The organism is Bradyrhizobium sp. OAE829 (genome assembly GCF_040546575.1).
Classification (GTDB): domain Bacteria; phylum Pseudomonadota; class Alphaproteobacteria; order Rhizobiales; family Xanthobacteraceae; genus Bradyrhizobium.
On the sequence record NZ_JBEPOE010000001.1, the window covers coordinates 3,435,741 to 3,455,859 of the forward strand.

Below are 20,119 nucleotides of genomic sequence, written 5' to 3' on the forward strand. Positions count from 1 at the left end.
TGTTTGGCGGGCATCGCGCGTTCGGAATTACTAGCCCCCTCTCATTGGCTGGGAGTAAGCGAGGACAGGGCCGTCGGCGGGGCGCGAATCTAGGCTACCATGGCACCTCCCTAAGAAAGGTGACCTCAAGTGCTCGCTGAGTATGAGTTTGTCAGCATCCTGAAGCAGAATATCCGTCCAGCGCAACCTATCGACGTGCCCGAACTCCTGCAGGGCCGCGAACCATCCTGCGTGATATACGGCGCACGCTGCACTCACCGGGCATGCACGTCTTCATTCACGGCGAACGCGGCATCGGCAAGACCTCGATCGCGCTGACCGCCGCGAAGACGTATCTCCGCGCTGATCCGCCGTGGGTCGGTTGCGACGAGAAATCGACCTTCGAAGGCATCGTCGGCGACGTGTGCGGTGCCTTAGTCGAGAAGACCTATTTGCAAAAGCCGCGCGAACTGAGCGGCACAGCCGGCATCAACGTCGGCTTGTTCAAGGTCGAAGGCAAAGTTGGCGTACCGGGGCAATACGTCATCCCCGAGAGGTTGACCAGTATCAACCACGCCGCCAATCTCATTAAGGAAGCCGCTGCAACGCGCGCGCCTGACGAGCCGATCATCGTTGTCGACGAAATCGACCGCATCGAATCCCATGAGGTAAAGGGCAAGCTGGCTGAACTCATCAAGGCCATGCACGATATGCGCCTGCCGCTGAAGCTGGTGATGTGCGGGATCGGCAAGACGCTGGATGAGATCATTGGCAGCCACCTGTCGGCCAGCCGCGCGATTACGGGATTCGAGCTCGCGCCAATCTCCTACGATGCCCGCTGGGCCATCGTGACGAACGCTGCGACCAAGCTCGGCTTCGAGGTTGATCGCGACTTCCTCATCCGCATCAGCCAGATCAGCGACGGCTTTCCGTATTACGTGCACCTGATCGCTGAGAACCTTCTGTGGGAAATATTCGACCACCAGAAGACCAGCACGGTCGCCTCCAGCGATGACTTCCACAAGGCCATCAGCCGCGCGATCGAGCGCGCCGAGAGCCCGCTGCGCGAGGCCTATAACTACGCCATCCAGAAGACGACCAATTCCGAGGACTACGAGGAAGCTCTTTGGTCGATCGCGGAATCGACGCATCTGGAACGCCAGATCAAGGACATTTACGAGAGGTCGTATCTACCCATCATGGACCACCGGAAGCCGAAGGGGCGCAAGCCGCTGGACATAGAGCGCTTCCGCACTCGCCTCTATCGCCTGTGCGATCAGGCGCACGGCGGCATTATCGTCCGTAAGCGGAACTCCTGGTACGCATTCAAGGAGAATGTGCTGCGCGGTTACGTCAGGCTTATAGCCGAGCGCAACGGGGTAGCCCTCGGAGCAGACCATTTTTGACATGAGGCCGACATTACGATTTGGGACGACAGAGAGCCCGGCCGAGCGCCGGGCTCCCTGTCGTCAGCGGAGATATTTCCTCACCGCCGCCCTGCGCCTCTTGCCTTAGTGCTGACTTGTCCTTCCAAATACCTACTCGATTGCCAATTAATGATCCGATGAAGCCTGGACCAACCCAGGCCCATAAACCGACGGCAGTTCCGAGAACGGCTATGCCAATTCCGCCAATGAAAATGAATCCCACGAAGGCCCCCGCCAAAAATCCATAGATCGACCAATGACACTCTTTCGACCTGGATCTTGCAAAGACCCAGATCGCAACGGCAACACGCCTAAATCGATCGTTCACAGGCATCCACCTTTTCTGCGGCGCGCCTCAGCGGGCGGCCTTTCTTCATCTACTGATGCCCGGCGATAGTCCAATAGAAAACGCCCGGCGATCGGCCGGGCTCTGGAGAGATTTTCACCGCCTTCCGGCGATGCGGCGTTTAAGCCGCGATCTTCGCAGCGCGGTCGGCCGCCTCGATAGCATCGGCCAGAGCTTCGGCGAGTGCGTCAGCGGCGGCCCTCGCTGCCGTCACCCTAGCGCTGTTCATGTCCACAAGCGCGGTAAGAATTTTCAGCGCTTCGAATTCGAGATGTTGCAAGCTCATTGTGACGATCTCCTTCAGCCGAACCATTCGGCCAGGAGAAGAGACTAGCAGCGCGAGCCCCGCTGCGTCTGTGGGCAAGATCGCAATCGCTGTTGCTAAGATCACAACAGCCGTTGCGACCGACCCGCTGCCCCGATCACCAACCTATAGCCACGTCTATAGCCCACAATTTCGATAGTGATCCCCGAGCCCTCAAGCCGAGCGCGCAGATGGCAAAGCGCGACCTTGAATGCCTCATACATGCGCGTCGGCGACGGTCCCCCATCGGAATCGTCACGGTACATGGCACCGAAAATTCTTTCCGTCTGGACCGGATGGAGCCTTTGCCCTTCCAAATCGCGCCGAGAATGCGCGCCTGCATCGGTGGCACCTTGTAATGGTCGATGACGATATCGAGCGACGGCACGTCCACCTGTCGTCGGCAACACGGACACAAGATGGGTTCAACCTTCATGATCTCATCCCCGATTGCGCCGCTTGGCCTCGCGGATCACCGCGCGAATGAAGTCGGGCCGATTTCCCAGGCCAGTGGCTTCAAGCTGGTAAGGCAGCGACGGCATTTTTTCGGACATCTGCCCTATCAGCTCACGCGCTAGATCGAGGTCGGCGGCTGGAACGTCCGCAAGCTCTTTCATTCCCTTGGCCATGCCATCGGCAAGCTGATTGGCAGTCATTGGTGAGAAGGTTGAGGAAGCGTCGTGAACGTACCCAATGATCTCCTGCACGTCGGCGGATATCGTGCGCTTGTGCCTCAGCCACCAAAATGCCGCCTGCCTCGATCAGTGGATCAGCACGATCGGCCTTATAAGCCCGGAATGATCCGGCGTGTCGATCCTGCTGTGTCTTACGGCGGCGTGACGCACTGATAACAAAGCTCACCCGAGCCTCCGTAGTATCGCGGTAGTATCGCGCCACTGAGGGTTGGCTATCTCTTCTAAATACACTTCGCGCACGGTCTTATTGCCTGCGGTTCCGGTCGCGGGTGTCCTTGTCTCGGGACAGCCTTCGTTGTACTCGGTTCAGTCATTTCCCAAATCCCGTGCCCTTGTTGACGCGGCAGTGGTTTGTTGGCCAGGCAGGTTTGGCAGTCTTGCTGACGGTATTCTTCCCGGGCGCGCTGGCCTTTACGTTGCAAAGCGCGTCCCCCGAAAGGCGCTGGGGCCATTGCAGTTGGAACTTCGCAGCTCCCGAAGAGTCGATTCAACGCTCCCAGATTTCACGCCCCTTAAAGCCACCGGGAGAAAACCCCAACTGGGTTGGCGGCTCTAGCGTCTACGCTGGGGCCGCTTCTTTTGCGATGCCAATTTCGGAAACAAGTGGCAATGACGAGTGTTGCCCGCCTTCCCTAGAGCGCTGGAGGCCTTTTTTTGGCATAGAAGGCCACTCCCGCAGGCCGCGATCATGCAAACGGCCCCGGCGCGGAGAGAACGCCACGCTGAATCTAAGGCCGCCAACCCAGTTGGGGTTTTCTCCCGGCCAGGAGACAGAGAGCCTACCGGGAGCGCAGAATCCATTCCTGCGGCGCCGGATCGTTCCTAACGTCAGTAAGAAACCCGCCGGTAAGGGCGGGCCCAAGTCGAGATACGCATCCTGACCGAGTGAGGATACCTGAAGCGCTCTTGACGTTCGTGAGCGCACCCGTGTTGAGCAGTGCGTTGGGCCGGGATCGATGCGCAACTCGATCCAGGCGGTCAGCGCAGTAAGCGTATTGGGGCCTGCGGCAGCCCCCGCATTGAAGAGGGGTTCGGCGTCGACGCCGAGCAATAGCGAGCCGCACTGGTTGTTGACAGGGATGATGAGATCACGGCGGTTGCGCCGACCGGAGGGCGTACGGTGTGATCGAAACTCGAAGTCCGGGCCGAACGGTCAGGAATGTCACCATCAGACATTTGCTGCGATTGAGCGTCTTCATGGATGCCTCTAATTACTCAACTGAGATCAGGCTGCCGTGCCAACCAAGCGGCCCCTTTTGCCAGTCGCGTTTATTTGCGACTGAAGTGGATGACCCCGTCCCAAGCCTCCGTTGGGGGCTCCAGCATGAATTCAACCACGCGGTCGAGATAGATTCCGGCCAGCACGTCATCCGGGTACTCGTCAGCGAACGCCTCCAAGGCATCCAGTGCTCCCATCCAGTCGCGGCTGGCATATACCGCGTAGACAGTATCCCAGTCCTGGACGAGCTTCGTCATTGCCGGCGTTACGCGGAATTCGTCAGAGCCGTTGGTTCGGCCGAGCAGTTCAAAGATGTCGAGCGAATGGCCGACGCCCTTCGGGCGACTGCGATCGACGCGCCGGAACAGGAACTCGTTCGAACAGATGGCTTCGATCTCTCCGCTCACGAGAATACTGCTGCCATAGAACTTGTTCATTCCCTCGAGGCGGGCGGCAATGTTCACGTTATCGCCGATGGCCGTGTAGTCGATCCGGTCGGCCGATCCAACATTTCCCAGCACGGCTTCACCGACATGAATACCGAACCGCGTCTTCCAGGCTGCTACTCCCTTGTCGGTCCAGCGCGCATTCAGGCGCCGCGACGCGGCGTGGCACTCAAGCGCGGTTGCGCAAGCGGTGTGCTCGTGCTGCGCAACCGTCAGCGGCGCATTCCAGAACGAGAAGATCGCATCGCCGATGAACTTGTCGACCGTTCCATCCCGCTTGATGATCAGGGAGGCGAGCTCCTCAAAATACTCCGACATGTTTGCCATCAGATCCTGCGCAGGGATACCCTCGGCAATCGGCGTGAAATCCTTCACGTCGGTGAACAATATGCTGATGCGGAGGGTCTGGCCGCCCACGGCAACTGTATCTTCGCTTTCGAGAATATCCCTGACCAATGCTTTCGGCACGAACTTGGACACTTCACGAATCGTGTTCTTCATTCCGGACATTGACCGGATCAGCTTGTTGATTTCGACCACACGCGAGTTCATTTTGATCGGATCGTCGAGCTGGAACGATTGGATCAGTCCGGCTTCATCGGAAAGCCTGGCGAGCGGCCTGGATATCGATCGCGCGAGGTAAATAATCGCCGGCACGAGGAGGATGAAGACGAACAAGGCGATGGGAATGCTGCGTTTGGCGGCATCGATCATACTGCCCTGGAAGTCGGAAAGCGGAGCTGCGTATAGCACGAAGAAGACGCCACCATCTCTGGCGACCTGACGCACGACAGTAGCAAGATAGTCGATGCCGTCGACCTTGAAATCCATCAGGCTGGAGGGGCCTTCGCGCGCGAATATCTTCAGCGCCTCCCGAACAACCGGGTCGGTTACGTCGGCAGTAGTGGCAAGCCTGATTATTTCGGTTTCGCCGGTACCGCTGCGCTTGAGCATTTCAGCGGGATCATGGTGAGCCAGCAGGCGATCCTTGTCATCGAATGCCACAAAGCGATGGGCATCGTTGGCTCGAACGGTGCGAACGTAAGACATCAACCGGTCGATGGTAATATCGATGCCTATAACGCCGCTGCCGTCCGGAAAGGCCTTTGCGATCGTTAGTCCGATCTGAGAGGTGGTGGCGAAGAGATAGGGGGGAGTACGGATGGTGTTGCTAGGGTTCGCCAATGCGTCTCGATACCAGTCACGACGACGAGGATCATATATGGCGGCATGCCCGGACGTTGCCCCGATCTCACGGTAATCGTTGTCGAGGAAGGTCCAGGTCTGGTAGAGGATGCCGTTTTGGTCGGCGCGGATCTCTTGGATCGCGTATCGGGTAAGGACCGGACCGCCCAGCCGCGCGACGAAGGCTTTCTCGGTCTCCGAGATCGACAGGGCCTGGACGTAATGGCCATTCTGGTAGCCCGCATACACCGCAGATATCTGGGGGCTGGATTTCATGCTGGACAGGACCAGGTTCATGATCGACTGCCTGGAGCCGTCCGCCTGCCGCAGCGCGGGGGAGTTTGGAAACACATCCGCGATGATGAAAGCTGGCGCAAAGAACGCGAGGCGCCGTTCATTGATCTGGTTGATCTTCAGTTGGAACGTGTCGCTCGCAACCTTGACCGCGGTCTGGCGAGCTTCGATATAGTTGGCGGTCGTGACGGCCGTGCCCACAAGCACCGCAACCATCAGGAACAGCGTCAATACCGTGACGAATAACGTGATGCGCGGGCCGGACGAGGGGGAGGTAGGCATCTGGGCTGGTCCCCGCTGCGCTATTGCGTCGACAGGTCAATGACCCGTTTCGACAAATAGTCGACCCAGTACCGAAGAAATGGATCGGCTTCGTCCAGTTTTTGCTTCAGCTTCGCCTCGCTCACCGCAAGCACTTCGCAACCCTGCGCCGTCACCGCCGTGGCCTTACGTTGCGCTCCGGCCATAAGTCCGTGCACGCCGAACATTTTTCCAGGCTCCAACGAGGTTACAGTGCGCTGATGGGGCGTTCCAAATCCGATAAAAATCGTGACATCGCCGCGGAGCAGGATATAGGCGACCGTCCCGGCCTCGCCTTCGGCAAAGATGGTCGCTCCCGCAGGGAACGTCCTGCGGCTCAAGTCCTTGCGGACCGATTGAACGGTAGCTTGTGAAGTCCTGGGTTCGGTGGTCATCGCGGCAGCCTGCGCCGAGCGGGCTTGGCTCTGGCGTCCTCGATTGCTGCGAGCAGGGAAGTTTTGGGGAACGGCTTTAGGAGGTAGGTTTCGGCCCCCGCGGCTTCGCACTGTTCGCGCATTTCGGCTTCGCGATTCGCGGTAATCACGATGGTCGGAATGCGGATCCCTGTGCGATTGAGATGGTGTTGCAACTCAAGGCCGTTCATTTCCGGCATCTGCAGGTCAACGATCAGGCATTCCGGTAACTCGTCTGGCATTCCGTCGCGCAGCGATGCCAGGAAGTCCCGGGCCGATTGGTATGTCTTGACGTCAATCCCTCGCACCAGCAGGAACCGCGCCAGGGCCTTCAGCACTGACGGGTCGTCGTCGACGATTGCAATCCAGGGCGAGGGTGGCGCCATGTGGCGAATTATCGGCTTCGTCGCGGCGGATTGTCGAGCTAGCCCAAGGTCCATCACCGAAACATCGCGGCTAGGATTCGCCTGCGGTAATTCCGGCCCTTTCGGCCAGGCGGACGAGGTCGGCAACCGACCGCACGCCGAGCTTGCGCATCATCCTGCCGCGGTGGAGCTTCACTGTCTTCTCGACGGTTCCGATATCACCGGCAATCTGCTTGTTGAGCCGGCCAGCGACCACATGCGTCATCACCTCACGTTCCCGAGGCGTCAGCATCGCAAGCCTGGCGTTAATCGAATTCAGGCTGGCGCTCGCAGCGCGGTTTTCGAGATCTTCCTTCTCGGCCCGTGCAATGGCCGCCAGCAGGTCAACGTAGCTGACCGGTTTGGTCAGAAAATCGACGGCTCCGGCGCGCATTGCCCGTACGCTGGTTGGAATATCACCTTCGCCCGTGAGGAAGATGACCGGCCGTTGCGATCCTTCCGCGGTCAACGCGTGCTGCAGCGCCAATCCGTCTAGGTCGGGCATGGCGACATCAAGAACAGCGCATCCGGGAGCCGATGCGTCGTGACTGGCGAGAAATGCCTGCGGCGAAGTGAACGAGCGGACTTCGTATCCCCTCAATTGCAACGCCCGGTCGAGCGCCTTAAGTACGCCGGCGTCGTCATCGACCAGGAAGACTGTAAACCGGCCATTCGTCATTGCGCCGCCATCATCATGACGCGGGCGGGCAGCGAGAACTCCGCGACGGCACCCCCGGCGTCATCATTCCTCAGATTGATCGTTCCTCCGTGCTTGCGCACGATCGTCGAACAAATGGACAGGCCAAGCCCCAAGCCATGGTCCTTGGTGGTGTAGAACGGTTCGAACGCCTGCTTCCCATTTGCCATCTTGATTCCATGCCCGTGATCCTTGATGAGCACCTGAATGTCTCCAGTCGGCGTCTGGAGGGTACGGATCATGACGCGTCGCTGCGGCGCGGGCGTCGTGGACATTGCATCCATTGCATTCACGACCAGATTGAGCAGCACTTGCTGCAGTTGCACGGAATCGCCGAGTACGACGGCGAGGTTCGCCCCAAGGTCGCTCTCGACCAGGACTTGCCGACGGATCAATTCACTGCGAAGCAGCGCCGTAGTCGAGTCGACCAGCTCGTTGATATTAACCTCTTCGGACCGGCTCTCGCCCTTCTTGAGCAGCCCCCGTAGCCGCTGGACCACTTCGCCGGCGCGTTTATCCTCGCTTACAATGTCGAGCAACGTGTTGCGCATTTCTGCGTGGTTTAGCGAATCCTGGTCCAGCAGATATAGCGCCGTCTCCGCGTTCGTCAGGATCGCGGTGAGCGGCTGGTTGACCTCATGGGCGATGGCGCCCGATAGCTCGCCCATCACTGAAACCCGCATCAAATGGGTGACTTCCTGACGCTGCTGCTCCGCCTCGGTTTCGGCCGTCTTCTGGTCGGTAATGTCCACGAAAAGTCCATTAAGTTGGTCCGGCGTTCCCTTATCATCGAGGTGTGAACGAGCTCGAACCCTGATCCAGCGCACCCCGCCATCGGGGCAGACGACGCGGACGTCGGTCATGGCAGCTTGGCCCCTCAATGCCCCCCGCAGCGTGCCCACGGCAGCGCGGCGATCTTCGGGATGCACGGCGGCGATGAACGTCTCGCGCGTGAGTGGAACATCCTTCGCGAGGCCGAACATCGACCGACAATGTTCGGTCGCCCACAACTCATCGGTCGTCCGATCGAACTGCCACAAGCCGACATTCACGGAGGCGGCGGTGAATGTCATGCGCTCCTCGCTTTCCCTGAGCGAAGTCTCTGCTTGCCGCCGTCTGCGCCGTTGAAACAACAAACCTGCCAGGAATAAAGCCTGGAGCACGATGATAGATATCGTTCCCAGAACGAGATTGCGATGCTCATCCCAAAGGCCGGGTTCCTGGAACATGACAATGCTGTCGGGCGGAAGGTTGCTTTGCTTCAGGCCCCAGCGTTGCATGGCCCTCGCGTCAACGCGGAAGTCTTGCCCGGGATTTATTCGTGGTGGAAGCGTAGCCGGGTCTTTGCCTGAAAGAATCTCAAGGGCCAGATCGGCAGTAGCGATACCCATGGATTCATATGTTTCGACATATCCTCCAACGACACCCGAGCCTAGAAATGTTCCGAAGGGGCCGTAGACCGGCGCGGCGGAGGCCTTCGCCACCGCACCGGCAACGTCCCTTGGAATGAGAGGGCGGCCCGCGCTATCGGCGTAAACGGACAGCAGCAACACGATTGTGTCGCTCGGCAGACGCGATACCTCCGCCAACATCGCATCATAGGTCAAGTCGACTCGGAAGGCCGTCTCGAACTTTCGCTTGCGGGCTTCGATGGCCTTCCTCGTAGCCGCTTGCCAACCGCGATCGGCTCTGCCGCTTCCACCTATCACCACAAACCGCGTCACGTTCGGCTGAAGGCGCTCTGCCAGTTCAAGCATTTTGTCAAGGTCGAAACCACTCATGACTCCGGTGACATCGGGCGGCAGTTGGATGGCCGCATAGTTTTCAGCTGAACCGCCGGCAAACACGACGGGTACTCCGGGGCTGATAACGTCGCGGTACTTGATGATGAAAGGCACTCCCTCGGTGCCGATCACCAGCACCAGATCGAAATGCATTTTGGCGTATTTCTCCCGCAGAAAGTTCGCCGTGCGCATGGCGTGCACGTCCCCCGGCATCCTTGCCAGGTCCAGAAAGTCAGCCTCGATCTCGATCGCTTGCCGTGAGCCTGCGAGCAGCCGTTTGCGGGCCGTTTCCGAGGCAATCGTCGTAGCTGGAAATGTGTAATTGTACGCATGCAGGATCAGCACGCGCTTCGGCGCATCGGCCGCTCGGGATGCTACAGCGGATCCCAGAAGGATGGCGACGATCAACAGAAATGCCGCGCGCAGACGGTGCGCGTGTTTGACACTCGACCCATCAGCCTGACCGTCTGCCCACACGAGGTTCGATCCGGTCCTAAAATATCAATAGCTAAGTTAAAACATAGGGTTGTATCTGTCGAGTCCGGTCAGCAGCCTTTGTCGATATCGGCGTGAAAAGGCGCAGGTCGCCCGTTTTCGGACTTCACGCCAATCCGCGTGCGCGTCAGATTTGCTGACGTTTTTGAGGGTTCATGGCGGCAGTGCGCGGCGTTGCGGCGCGAGTCACGCTCATTGATGCGAAGACTTTCGCGACCCTCGACGCCTGCCGAGATCGGCAAGCAATAGCTTCCTGCTGGCCGGCCGCGCACCGCCTCATTCATGTTAAAGCAAGTCGACGCCGTCGCACGGCCGTGTCCGCGCGTGCTGGACCAAGGTCCAGCTTTCTTCAGTCAGTTGCGCCGACTACGACATGCCGCCCGGATGCGGAAGCCATTTGAGGCGTCGTAAGCGCATTGTTGCAGTTGCGCTCCTGTTCGCCTGATCCAGGCAAACGTTTTTGGGGGAATGACGTCAAGCCAACACGAGCCGGTCCGACCGGAATCTTCCGACAAGTCACCACTACTGTCGTTGCAGCAGAGAGGCTTTCATCATGAGGATCACCAAGGCTCTGTTTTTGCTTACGACGATATCCGTTGCAGCTATAACCACTGCACCGGTGGTCGCACAACAGCAGCAAAGACCCAACATCGTTATCATCTGGGGCGATGACATCGGCCAATCGAACGTCAGCGCCTATTCACGGGGGATGATGGGCTATCAAACGCCCAATATCGACCGCCTCGCAAGCGAGGGCGTGATGTTCACGGACTACTATGCGGAGCAGAGTTGTACTGCCGGGCGCGCCTCGTTCCTCACGGGCCAATCCGGTTTGCGGACTGGAATGACCAAGGTCGGGCTGCCTGGCGCCACTCTCGGGCTGCAGAAAGAAGATCCCACCGTGGCCGAGTTGCTCAAGCCACTCGGCTACGCCACCGGCCAGTTTGGCAAGAATCACCTTGGCGACCGCAATGAGTTCCTGCCGACGGTGCATGGATTCGACGAGTTTTACGGAAATCTCTACCACTTGAATGCGGAGGAAGAGCCGGAGTTACCGGACTACCCGAAGGACCCTGCATTCAAAGCCAAGTACGGGCCGCGAGGCGTTTTGGACTGTAAAGCTTCGGATAAGGACGATCCGACGGTTGATCCGCGCTTCGGCAAGGTCGGCAAGCAAGTCTGCAAAGACACCGGCCCGTTGACCAAAAAACGGATGGAGATCATCGACGACGACACCGCGGATCGAGCTGCCGATTTCATAAAGAGGCAGAAGAATGCGAGCAAGCCATTCTTCGTCTGGGTGAATTTCACGCACATGCACCTGCGTACGCATACGAAGCCGGAAAGCGTCGGCCAGGCGGGCCGCTGGCAAAGCTCTTACCATGACACGATGTTGGATCACGACAAGAACGTGGGGACGGTGCTTAAGGCTCTGGATGACCTTGGGATCGCCGACAACACGTTCGTCATGTATTCGACTGACAACGGGCCGCACATGAACACCTGGCCGGATGCAGGAATGACGCCCTTCCGCAGTGAGAAGAACACAAACTGGGAAGGAGCTTACCGGGTGCCAGCGATTCTTCGGTGGCCCGGCCAGATCAAGGCAGGGCAGGTGTCAAATGGAATAGCCGCTCACCACGACATGCTTCCAACCATTCTGGCTGCTGCTGGTGACGCGCAGGTGACCGAAAAACTGCGCGCCGGATACAAAATTGGTGACATGACCTACAAAGTGCATCTCGATGGATACAATCTCGTCCCGTACTTGACCGGGCAGACCGCAAAGAATCCACGGGAGTCGTTCCTGTACGTCAACGATGATCAGCAATTGGTCGCATTGCGGTATGACAACTGGAAGGTCGTCTTCATGGAACAGCGGGCCGCCGGACAGCTGTTGCTCTGGGCCAATCCGTTTACCAATCTGCGCCTTCCAAAGATTTTCAATCTTCGGACTGATCCCTATGAGCGGGCGGACGTTACCTCGAATACCTATTACGATTGGATATTCGATCACGTGTTCCTGCTCGTCCCCGCACAGGATTACGTTGGCCAGTTTCTGACATCCTTCCGCGAATACCCTCAGCGGCAAAAAGCAGCCAGCTTCAATCTGGACGAAGTCATGGCGAAGCTGAACGAGGGGAAATGACTCATCATGTTACCTTCTGCGGTCCGACAATAGGGCGTTATCGTCGGACCGCTGTGGCATATCTCCGATTGGCGGGCCTGTTGGAGAACTGGCAGAAGGAGCCCTCGTTCGTTAATACCTGGCAGGGTAAATTCCCGCGGCAGAATCTTGCCGCTGACGGCTACGAGCGCACCTCGCCAGTGAGAGCGTTTCCGCCCAAAGGTTCCGGCGTCTACGATATGGTCGGCACGTCTGGGAGTGGATGTCGGATTTTTATGCGGCAAAGCACGAGGCGGACTCGCCAAAGACCTGCTGCCTGCCGTCAAATCCGCGCGGCGGGCGCGAGGCGGCGAGTTTTGACCCGCGGTAGCCGGAGATCAAAATTCCGCGCAGGGTGGTGAAGGGCGGTTCGCATCTGTGTGCGCTACCGCCCTGCGGCGTGCCAAGCCGAGCAGGTCGATAGCTCGACAAGTCATATCGGGCTTCGTTGTGTCGTGCGAGGATCGGGGATGGACGGTGATGGCCGCCGATGACGCCGTATCAACCATTGATCCCGACAGGCCTGCCGCAGCGTAACATCGCGGTTTGTGGACGATGGCACTAAACTTTGATGTCTGTTTGTGGCAGATTTTGTTGCAAAAGTCGGCTGTGACTGATGATGTCGTTCGGCCATTTGACTTCGGGCAACGGGGTTTGGTCCCTCGACCCTGACACTCTCTACGCAACTATTACGCTTACGCAATACAGAGAGCCCGAGCGGGTGGCGGTCGCGCAACCAGCGATGCGAGCCGCCGCAGGTTCTGGGCGATGGCAGCCAGAACGAACTCATCCTGGGCGCCTCGTGGACCGCGCAGTCGAAGGCGGCCGAGCTTCAGGATGCGCTTGAGGTGCGCAAACCGCATCTCGATCTTCTTGCGCTCACGGCGTGACTGCTCGAAGGCTTCAGTCTCCGCAAGCGAACGGGCGACGTCTCGGGCGTGTTCATGGATGTCGCGCGGGATCTTGCGCGATGGGTCTTTCGGACAGCATTGCGGTTTGAGCGGGCATACGTCGCAGTCGAGCTTGCTGGCGCGATATAGAAGCGTCTTGCCCTCATGCACGGTACCACTCGTACCAAGTCGCTTCCCGCCGGGGCAATGGTAAACGTCACTCATCTGGTCGTATCGAAAGTCGCTGCGCGAGAAAGTGCCGTCATCTCGCTTCGACTTGTCGAACACGGGGATATGTGGCGCGATGCCTTTCTCCTCGACCAGCCAGTTCAGCATCGGAGCTGCCCCGTAAGCGGTATCTCCGACAAGCCGCTCCGGCTTAAGGCCGAAGCGTTCCTCTGTTCGCTCGATCATGGTCTTTGCCGCGCCGACCTCGGCCTGTCGAATGGAGCGGGAGGCCTCGACGTCAACGATCACGCCGAACTTCACGTCGATGAGATAGTTGTCGGAGTAAGCGAAGAATGCCGGCCCCTTGTGCGCCCCGGTCCACTGGGCCGCGGGATCGGACGGCGAGACGAACTTTGGCACAACGTCGCTGGCGGCGCCCCACGCCGTATCGTCGAGGGTCGCCAGATACTCCTTCACAGCGCGGCTTGATCTCGCCGGATCACGATCCCTGCGCCAATCCTGACCTGCGATTGAGCGCTGCTTGTTGGCATCGGCTTGGATCAGGCTCGCATCGACGGCGAAGCCTTCGCCGCCAACCAGACCGGCCGCAATGCACGCCTCGACGACCCGCTCGAACACCCGGCGAAAAATATCCCCCTCGCGAAAACGCTCGTTCCGGGCACGCGAGAACGCCGAATGATCCGGGACAGCATTCTCGATACCGAGCTTGCAGAACCAGCGATAGGCCAGGTTCACCTGCACTTCACGACAGATCAATCGCTCCGAGCGGATCGCAAACACATACCCCACCACCAGCATCCGGATCATCAGTTCCGGGTCGATCGAGGGGCGACCCATCGACGAATAATGAGGCCCAAGCTCGCTGCGAAGCCACGACAGATCGAGCGCAGTGTCGATCTTCCGCACCAGATGATCTTCGGGGACCGCATCGCCAAGACGAAACTCGTAGAACAGTTGACCTTGGTCACTCTGCAGACGGCCCATCATGGATCGACCTCACCGAGAATCGCGTCACCTCAACGGAATCACGCTTCGCGGCCTGTCTCAACTGACTTTTGCAACAAAATCGGCACTTTTCGGAAGTGCCGTAATGTCCGACTTGAGTCCGGAATGCGCACCAAAGCGGACGTCTACCGACTACCCTGAATTTATGAGTTCACGCCCTAGTTAAGCGCGCCGATCCTGGGAGTCTGTTCACTTTTGAACCCTGCGCGTCAGGCCGCGCCATATCGCTTGCGCGCCCGCTCTGGTTACGGGAGGATGCTCTTTTTTGGGGGCGTCACATGAAGCCCATTGTCACGGTCGTATTAGCCCTCGCTTGCATCCCGACCAACGTAAATGCTGAGGCGACTGATTTCGTATGCAGGGTCAAATCTCCCAAGGATGACAGCCCGAGCATTTTTGAACTCAAAATTGACCAACAAGAACGTCGCGTCGTCGAATGTTTTCGCTCGGTCTCCGGGATTGTTGTGCAGGAATTTTCGGAGATCAGTATTGCAGCCGAGTGCCCCATATCCGAAGGCGGCAAGAGAACGTTTCGGCTCACCCGAGATACCGGAGCCATTACGGTGTCTGAGGTTTTGACCAAACCAATTGTTTCCAGACGAACCCTAACCGGTGAATGTAAGGTTGGTCAGATACGACCATCGACTCCCCCGAGTGCCAGGATTGAAACACCGAAGGATGATCAACCGCGTGCCCAGCAACTCGAAACTCGACCACCCGATCTGCCGACGCCTCGTAGTATGTTAGGTCGGGCTGATGTAGCCCACATAATCAACGAGCAATTCGGCCGAATTTGTAGGGCTAAAATTGAGGGATTTTTTTCAAGCACACTTCGACTAGACTGGACATCAGAGACTAAAATAATCCACGTGGCGGCCGTGATGGCCGCGATAGGCAAATCGAAAGAAACGATATATGAAAAGGGTATTCGCTACTTGAAGTTTCCGAATAATGCCGGAGGTTATAATGTGATTGATTGGAAGACTGGCGATAAGTCCTCCATAAACGAGAGTGCGCCATACTACTTTCCGAACTAATGTGAACAGACCGACCGCTCCCTACAATTCCTCTTCCCCGCCTGCGCCGCCTCGATCTCGATATTGCGCAGCACCCGAGCGCGGACCGCGTCGAAAGTCTCGTCCTTGCACGATCAATCGGGGCATTTCCTCAATGGGATTATCTTCCGCTACGAGCGGAGATAGTTGGCACTAGAGCGAGCCGATAGAACACCTGTGTTCTCCAAAAGCCCTGCAGGCGCTCCTGCGGCGGGCGGCTCGCTCACCGCATTCGATTCCCACGCGTGTCTAAACACTTTTAGTAACTAGCCACGCCAGAAAAGGCGCGCATGCTAAATTGTTTCAAATTCCTTTTTAACTTAGCTGTCTCTCTTGCTGGGAGAAATCACTGTGTTTGCACGATTTTTGGCGGCACTCTTGGTGTGCATGACTGTGTTTGGCTCAACGACTAGCGGAGCCGCAGAAGATTTCACACTGAAGGGTCTTCGCTTGGGCATGAATATTGAACAGGCTCTTCGAGAGATCTCGCCAGATCTTAGGCCCTCAGCAAGGTCTGGTGTGGTCACGCCACCTCGGGGTGGGGCGTTGCACATGTTTCATGCTGGTGATTATGAATGCGGCTGGCAACGGTTTGTTTACGAGCCTCCCTGCTCCTCGTTGCGAGCCATTTCCAGTGATCTTCCACCATACCCTTTGGTGTCAATCACGCTTAGCCAACGCTTCGCTCGTCCGATTGCCATGGGAGTATTCGAGGAGCGTGTCTTGTCCGCGTTTGGACAATCCACTCATCTATCCAAGCGAGATCAGCCGCTAGATTGGGAACTCCAGGAAGTCGGAGGTCGCTCGCAAGTCGCGTCTTGGCTCTGGCGAAGCCCCGCCGAAAAACTCGACAAAGAACAACTGGAGGGTTGGATCCGCAATCCCTTCTGGCTCCCTCAGGATGTCGATAAGATCCGCTTTGCCCATCCTGCTCTACGTGTGGACGCCTACGTGACCTACAGCGGAGGAGAATGGGCAGTAGTCGGTATTCAGACAGTGCTTTTCGACCAGCGAGAACTTGAGGCAAGAAACAAGCGTGGCGAAAAGTATATGGAAATTGACCGGAAACGTGGAGATAGAGAGGTCGGTCAGCAAATCCAGCTCCGATAGCCCTAACACCAGCACTGACCTTACCACCGGAAGAAGCGCCTTATGGGTTGGCCAGCTATATGATGTGCCCTCGTTGGAGGTGTTTGCCGCTTATCCTATCAAGCCAAGGCGCGCGGCTTCTGGCCCAAGCGTCGCGCATTTCTATGCGGAGTTTTTCCAAAGCCAAAGGGCCTCGTTAGGTAGGGTCATAGTCGGTGGATGCGTTACCGCAGAACGAGGGCCACGTGACCGGCACAGGGGCCGGCATAATCGGGCGGTACGGTTTCGGCGGTGACGGCGGTGCGGCCGGTGCAGCGGGTTCGGTCCGCCCTGCCGGGAAAACAGCCGAGGCAGTCGCAACGGCCGCCAACGGCGGAGCCGGCAAAGAGGGTGAAGTAGCGGGCGCAAGTCTATCATCAGCGTTACCGCGATCCCTAGCCCGCTCCAGGCGATCGGCGAGCCCTGCGAAGGCGCTGACCTCAATTCGATCGTTGTAAAGCGACAGATGCCGAGCAAGTTGATCGAGCGCCTTGGACTTGTCCGCCAGCTTCAAGGTGAAGTTCTCGTTGCGATCCCAACTCCAGCCGACGATCGCACGGCGCACGTTCTCAGGAAGCCCCGCAATGTGCGCGGGCGAGCTTATGCCGCTTACCGCATACCGCTTGCCGTTGAACGAAATGACGCCCTCGCCCTCGCTGCATTCCTCGCCATCTGCAAGCTCGCGCGATACGCCAATAAGTTCGGCTGGATCATAGAACGCCATGGCGGCGATTTCTTCCAGTACGCGCTCGGCGTCGATTTCAGTCTTGGCGGACCGTTTCGCCATAGCCGCCTCGACCACGGCCTTGATCTCGGGATGGGACAACATCTGCGAGCCCTGTTCCTGCGCCGAATTGGCGCTGTACCCAGCACGGATCGCGGCCTGGGTGGCGTTCAAATCCAGTAGAAATTCCCGGACGAATTGATGTTGCTTCGCGGTCAGAGCCATGCGGAGAGACATGGCCCGTCAACAGTTGCCGCCACCACTCGGCATAAGTTTTCATAAGGAGCCGTTTAATCGCGAGCCCGAGAATTTACGATGTGGCGCGCGAGGATCGAGGACCTTCAGCGGGTCACGCCTGCCGGTCCAGTGGATCGGCGTCGGGGCTGGCAGTGAGGGCGCATCAGATGATCTGCCAATTCCGATACCGATAGACTTTACCGGCAGCGGTCGAGCGCTGAAGTTTCCGCGAGCACCCATCAGTGTTGCGTTTGCTGCAACAGTATAGCGGTATATACCCCGTGACACCTGTGACGGCAATTTGCATATGGTACGTACAATATTTTTACGCGCGGCACACATTATAGAATTCTAAAATTGGTGTACGTCTCATATGTCAAAAGCCGTCACAAGTGTCACCGGTGTCATGTGCGGCATGGTCTTTGATGCGCAGTCCGGACCATCCGCGATAATTGTTCTTCCTGCCCCGCTTAATCCCACGTTCCTCCATCGCTTTTTCGAATGCGGCCTTTGACCACTGGCTTTTCATACCCTCGGCCTCGCACCATTTCTGAAACGTTTCGTACAGCCATTCGCCAGCAGCAACGGTGTTGGCGTCGGCCTCCGTCTTGTCCGTCAAGAACCGGCCGATTACGTCTTCGTTGTCGAGATATTCCTTCGACGCCGCGCGTATGTCGACCGGAACGTCGAGGCCGCGCCGCTGCCATTCAACGGCCCCGTCTATGGCCCAGCGCAGGATCGCCGGCCATTCCGCCTTGAGCTTTTCGAGCAGATGCGGATCACGCTCACCCTCGGGGATCGTCACCGTGAACGGGATCAGGACGACGCGCTCTCGGATTGCGGTATCAACGCCGTGGAATGACGGCTTGGTGTTGCCGGCAATGAACAGCGTCAGTTGCGGCATGAATTCGAAATCGTCCTGCCGCATGAACCGCGCTCGCATCCGGTCTCCACCCGTCAGGTCTTTGATAACAGCCTCATTCCAGGATCGCCCCTTTGGCAGTTCCGAGCCGAACACGAGCCGAGCGCCACGTAGCGCCGCGATGCTGGTGGAGTGCTGATCGTTGTGGGATTGCAGGAACGTTGTGGCGGACGCTTTCTGGCCATAATCGCCCCAAATATCGCGCAGCGTGTTGAGGAACACGCCCTTGCCGTTGCGTCCGCCACCGAACGCAAACAACAGCCTATGCTCGCTTACCGAGCCCGTCAGGGCGTAGCCGGCCGCGCGCTGCATGAATTCGATGTGCTCAACGTTCCCGGCAAACACACGGTTGAGGAACTTAAGCCACAGAAACGGCCTCTCCCCGGCATTCGCAGGCGCGACCGCCGTCGTCCTGGTGATCATGTCGGATCGGAGAGCAGCCCGAAAGTGACCGGTGCGAAGATCGACCGTCCCGTTCGGCGTTCCGAGCAGAAACAAATCGCTGTCGAAGTCATCGGCCACCGCTACGCTTTGCTGGTTTGAGCGGGCGAGATCACAGACGGCGGCCACAGTCTTTTTGTCCTTCAATCGAGCCGCCATCGCGCGTCCTTGCGCCCGGATGCGCTTCGCCTCTTTCTCATCGTTCCCCGGTGCCCTTTCGTTCGCGACCTTGATCAGATCGCTGGCGACGGCCCGCAAGAAGTCTCGGGTCCGCGTCATATGTTCGAGACGATCATCCGTGCGCCACCTCGAACCGGTCCAGAAAAGCCACCTTCCCCAGGCCGCGACATGTCTGGCGTCAGCATTCCATCCCAGCGCGCCCAGCTCATTGGCTAATGTGTCGTGCGAAATGTCGCCCATGCCCTCGGACATGCGGATATCTTCCGCCAGCGCTCCAAGTCTGTTTTGACGTTTAAACTCCGACACCTCAGCGAGGCGGGTAGGCTTTGCCGCCACAGCCTGGACGAAGGGACCGGCAGGGGCTGACCGCTCGTCGGCGGCCCTCTCCGGCGCTGGCGATGCAAAGTCGATCCGCCCGTCTGTTTCGTAGATATCGACCTGAGGCCCGTTTTTTACCCAAGCCGGCAATTCATCATCCATGGCGCGGCCGATCAAATCTCATCATCGACAAGCTGCGGCACGCCGTGGCTCGCGTCATAAACCTCGCCGCCCTCACGGTTCACGATCTCGCCGAGCTTGCGCAACGCCGTGAGGCCATATTTGTTCTCCAGCCGCTCAACGTAGGCGCGGTATCGAAAAACCAGACCGAAGTCCCGAGCCATCATTGCGTACCGCTCGATCAGCAGCGCGCGGTCCTCATCGCTAAGGGAAAACGTCCGGTAAAGGTGATCAGCCCGCGCGGCGACGGCCTCGACGTCGGGTCGATCGAGCGGAGTGCGGTAGTCGCCGCCCGCAATGGATCGCGGGAATTTTGGAGAAAACTCAGAAGTCATAGGGTGCCTCGCATATTGCGATCGGCGGCCAATCGTTGTATAAAGCGCAACACCACATCACGCTTAACGATTGATCCGCTCGGTCAGAGATGGCCGGGCGTTTTCGTGCCGGCATGGCGGATCGGTCAGGCAGCGTTGCGCGCGGCCTTCATGCGTTCGAAAGCGTCGATTATTTCCGAGCGCGGCCAACGCGAAAGCTTCCCCAGCTTCACGGGTTGCGGAAAGGTGCCGTCAGCAACGCGCCGCCAGAACGTCGGCACAGAGACACCGGCAAGGCGCGCGCTTTCTCCCACGTTAAGCAGCGGATCGGGCAGGGTGGTGAGTTCGGTTGTGGTCATTTTCAGCCTCATCGGTTTCGAT

The 20,119-nt window shown here is 58.5% G+C and carries 17 protein-coding genes and 1 pseudogene; 5 read left to right on the forward strand and 13 right to left on the reverse strand.

Features of this window, described 5'->3' with window-relative positions:
- Window positions 1-263 precede the first annotated feature (263 nt).
- Window positions 264-1,385 (forward strand): AAA family ATPase, encoded by a 1,122-nt coding sequence (locus tag ABIE49_RS16810; RefSeq protein WP_192738363.1) that lies wholly within the window; start codon window positions 264-266, stop codon window positions 1,383-1,385.
- A 488-nt stretch (window positions 1,386-1,873) separates the two neighbouring features.
- Here ABIE49_RS16810 and ABIE49_RS16815 read toward each other — a convergent pair whose 3' ends face one another.
- The 8 genes from ABIE49_RS16815 to ABIE49_RS16850 all read right to left on the reverse strand — a co-directional run bounded on the left by ABIE49_RS16815 (window position 1,874) and on the right by ABIE49_RS16850 (window position 10,230).
- Window positions 1,874-2,038, reverse strand: a complete 165-nt coding sequence (locus ABIE49_RS16815) for a hypothetical protein (protein ID WP_192738364.1) — start codon at window positions 2,036-2,038, stop codon at window positions 1,874-1,876.
- A gap of 458 nt (window positions 2,039-2,496) precedes the next feature.
- Window positions 2,497-2,763, reverse strand: a complete 267-nt coding sequence (locus tag ABIE49_RS16820; RefSeq protein WP_192738365.1) for a hypothetical protein — start codon at window positions 2,761-2,763, stop codon at window positions 2,497-2,499.
- A 1,257-nt stretch (window positions 2,764-4,020) separates the two neighbouring features.
- A complete protein-coding gene (locus tag ABIE49_RS16825; RefSeq protein ID WP_192738366.1) occupies window positions 4,021-6,177 on the reverse strand; it encodes an adenylate/guanylate cyclase domain-containing protein in 2,157 nt (718 codons plus the stop codon).
- Window positions 6,178-6,197: 20 nt separating this feature from the next.
- Window positions 6,198-6,590, reverse strand: a complete 393-nt coding sequence (locus ABIE49_RS16830) for a cyclic nucleotide-binding domain-containing protein (protein WP_192738367.1) — start codon at window positions 6,588-6,590, stop codon at window positions 6,198-6,200.
- On the reverse strand, window positions 6,587-6,994 hold the full coding sequence (locus ABIE49_RS16835) for a response regulator transcription factor (protein ID WP_192738368.1): 408 nt from the start codon (window positions 6,992-6,994) through the stop codon (window positions 6,587-6,589). Before ABIE49_RS16835 ends, ABIE49_RS16830 begins: the two co-directional genes overlap by 4 nt.
- A gap of 70 nt (window positions 6,995-7,064) precedes the next feature.
- The gene (locus ABIE49_RS16840; protein ID WP_192738369.1) at window positions 7,065-7,691 is read right to left on the reverse strand and encodes a response regulator transcription factor; all 627 of its coding nucleotides are present in this window, start codon (window positions 7,689-7,691) and stop codon (window positions 7,065-7,067) included.
- The gene (locus ABIE49_RS16845; RefSeq protein ID WP_192738370.1) at window positions 7,688-9,901 is read right to left on the reverse strand and encodes a sensor histidine kinase; all 2,214 of its coding nucleotides are present in this window, start codon (window positions 9,899-9,901) and stop codon (window positions 7,688-7,690) included. Before ABIE49_RS16845 ends, ABIE49_RS16840 begins: the two co-directional genes overlap by 4 nt.
- A 137-nt stretch (window positions 9,902-10,038) precedes the next feature.
- Window positions 10,039-10,230, reverse strand: coding sequence for a hypothetical protein (locus ABIE49_RS16850; protein ID WP_192738371.1), 192 nt, complete (start codon window positions 10,228-10,230; stop codon window positions 10,039-10,041).
- 311 nt (window positions 10,231-10,541) lie between these two features.
- Here ABIE49_RS16850 and ABIE49_RS16855 point away from each other — a divergent pair, with 311 nt between their 5' ends.
- Together ABIE49_RS16855 and ABIE49_RS16860 are read left to right on the forward strand one after the other, a co-directional pair.
- A complete protein-coding gene (locus tag ABIE49_RS16855; RefSeq protein WP_192738372.1) occupies window positions 10,542-12,137 on the forward strand; it encodes an arylsulfatase in 1,596 nt (531 codons plus the stop codon).
- Between the two features lie 113 nt (window positions 12,138-12,250).
- Window positions 12,251-12,649, forward strand: a pseudogene (locus ABIE49_RS16860) (SUMF1/EgtB/PvdO family nonheme iron enzyme); the annotation flags it as partial.
- A gap of 201 nt (window positions 12,650-12,850) precedes the next feature.
- Here ABIE49_RS16860 and ABIE49_RS16865 read toward each other — a convergent pair.
- Window positions 12,851-14,221: a transposase gene (locus tag ABIE49_RS16865; RefSeq protein WP_354066850.1), complete on the reverse strand. Its 1,371-nt coding sequence runs from the start codon at window positions 14,219-14,221 to the stop codon at window positions 12,851-12,853.
- Between the two features lie 296 nt (window positions 14,222-14,517).
- Here ABIE49_RS16865 and ABIE49_RS16870 point away from each other — a divergent pair, with 296 nt between their 5' ends.
- Together ABIE49_RS16870 and ABIE49_RS16875 are read left to right on the forward strand one after the other, a co-directional pair.
- Window positions 14,518-15,276, forward strand: a complete 759-nt coding sequence (locus ABIE49_RS16870; RefSeq protein WP_192735257.1) for a hypothetical protein — start codon at window positions 14,518-14,520, stop codon at window positions 15,274-15,276.
- 570 nt (window positions 15,277-15,846) lie between these two features.
- A complete protein-coding gene (locus tag ABIE49_RS16875) occupies window positions 15,847-16,404 on the forward strand; it encodes a hypothetical protein (protein WP_192735258.1) in 558 nt (185 codons plus the stop codon).
- A gap of 175 nt (window positions 16,405-16,579) precedes the next feature.
- Here ABIE49_RS16875 and ABIE49_RS16880 read toward each other — a convergent pair whose 3' ends face one another.
- The 4 genes from ABIE49_RS16880 to ABIE49_RS16895 form a co-directional block, all read right to left on the reverse strand.
- Window positions 16,580-17,371 (reverse strand): terminase small subunit, encoded by a 792-nt coding sequence (locus ABIE49_RS16880; RefSeq protein ID WP_192735259.1) that lies wholly within the window; start codon window positions 17,369-17,371, stop codon window positions 16,580-16,582.
- Window positions 17,372-17,759: 388 nt separating this feature from the next.
- Window positions 17,760-19,421, reverse strand: a complete 1,662-nt coding sequence (locus ABIE49_RS16885; RefSeq protein ID WP_192735260.1) for a phage/plasmid primase, P4 family — start codon at window positions 19,419-19,421, stop codon at window positions 17,760-17,762.
- Window positions 19,418-19,759 (reverse strand): hypothetical protein, encoded by a 342-nt coding sequence (locus ABIE49_RS16890; RefSeq protein WP_192735261.1) that lies wholly within the window; start codon window positions 19,757-19,759, stop codon window positions 19,418-19,420. The genes ABIE49_RS16885 and ABIE49_RS16890 overlap by 4 nt, the downstream gene beginning before the upstream one ends.
- 125 nt (window positions 19,760-19,884) lie before the next feature.
- Window positions 19,885-20,097, reverse strand: coding sequence for a helix-turn-helix transcriptional regulator (locus ABIE49_RS16895; RefSeq protein ID WP_192735262.1), 213 nt, complete (start codon window positions 20,095-20,097; stop codon window positions 19,885-19,887).
- Window positions 20,098-20,119 lie beyond the last annotated feature (22 nt).

What these genes read in the sequence shown, in the direction of transcription:
- ABIE49_RS16840 (WP_192738369.1), bottom strand. Translation starts at nt 7,691, where the DNA reads ATGACGAATGGCCGGTTTACAGTCTTCCTGGTCGATGACGACGCCGGC.
- ABIE49_RS16825 (WP_192738366.1), bottom strand. Translation starts at nt 6,177, where the DNA reads ATGCCTACCTCCCCCTCGTCCGGCCCGCGCATCACGTTATTCGTCACG.
- ABIE49_RS16830 (WP_192738367.1), bottom strand. Translation starts at nt 6,590, where the DNA reads ATGACCACCGAACCCAGGACTTCACAAGCTACCGTTCAATCGGTCCGC.
- ABIE49_RS16815 (WP_192738364.1), bottom strand. Translation starts at nt 2,038, where the DNA reads ATGAGCTTGCAACATCTCGAATTCGAAGCGCTGAAAATTCTTACCGCG.
- ABIE49_RS16865 (WP_354066850.1), bottom strand. Translation starts at nt 14,221, where the DNA reads ATGATGGGCCGTCTGCAGAGTGACCAAGGTCAACTGTTCTACGAGTTT.
- ABIE49_RS16870 (WP_192735257.1), top strand. Translation starts at nt 14,518, where the DNA reads ATGAAGCCCATTGTCACGGTCGTATTAGCCCTCGCTTGCATCCCGACC.
- ABIE49_RS16810 (WP_192738363.1), top strand. Translation starts at nt 264, where the DNA reads ATGCACGTCTTCATTCACGGCGAACGCGGCATCGGCAAGACCTCGATC.
- ABIE49_RS16875 (WP_192735258.1), top strand. Translation starts at nt 15,847, where the DNA reads ATGTTTCATGCTGGTGATTATGAATGCGGCTGGCAACGGTTTGTTTAC.
- ABIE49_RS16855 (WP_192738372.1), top strand. Translation starts at nt 10,542, where the DNA reads ATGAGGATCACCAAGGCTCTGTTTTTGCTTACGACGATATCCGTTGCA.
- ABIE49_RS16835 (WP_192738368.1), bottom strand. Translation starts at nt 6,994, where the DNA reads ATGGCGCCACCCTCGCCCTGGATTGCAATCGTCGACGACGACCCGTCA.
- ABIE49_RS16895 (WP_192735262.1), bottom strand. Translation starts at nt 20,097, where the DNA reads ATGACCACAACCGAACTCACCACCCTGCCCGATCCGCTGCTTAACGTG.
- ABIE49_RS16890 (WP_192735261.1), bottom strand. Translation starts at nt 19,759, where the DNA reads ATGACTTCTGAGTTTTCTCCAAAATTCCCGCGATCCATTGCGGGCGGC.
- ABIE49_RS16880 (WP_192735259.1), bottom strand. Translation starts at nt 17,371, where the DNA reads ATGGCTCTGACCGCGAAGCAACATCAATTCGTCCGGGAATTTCTACTG.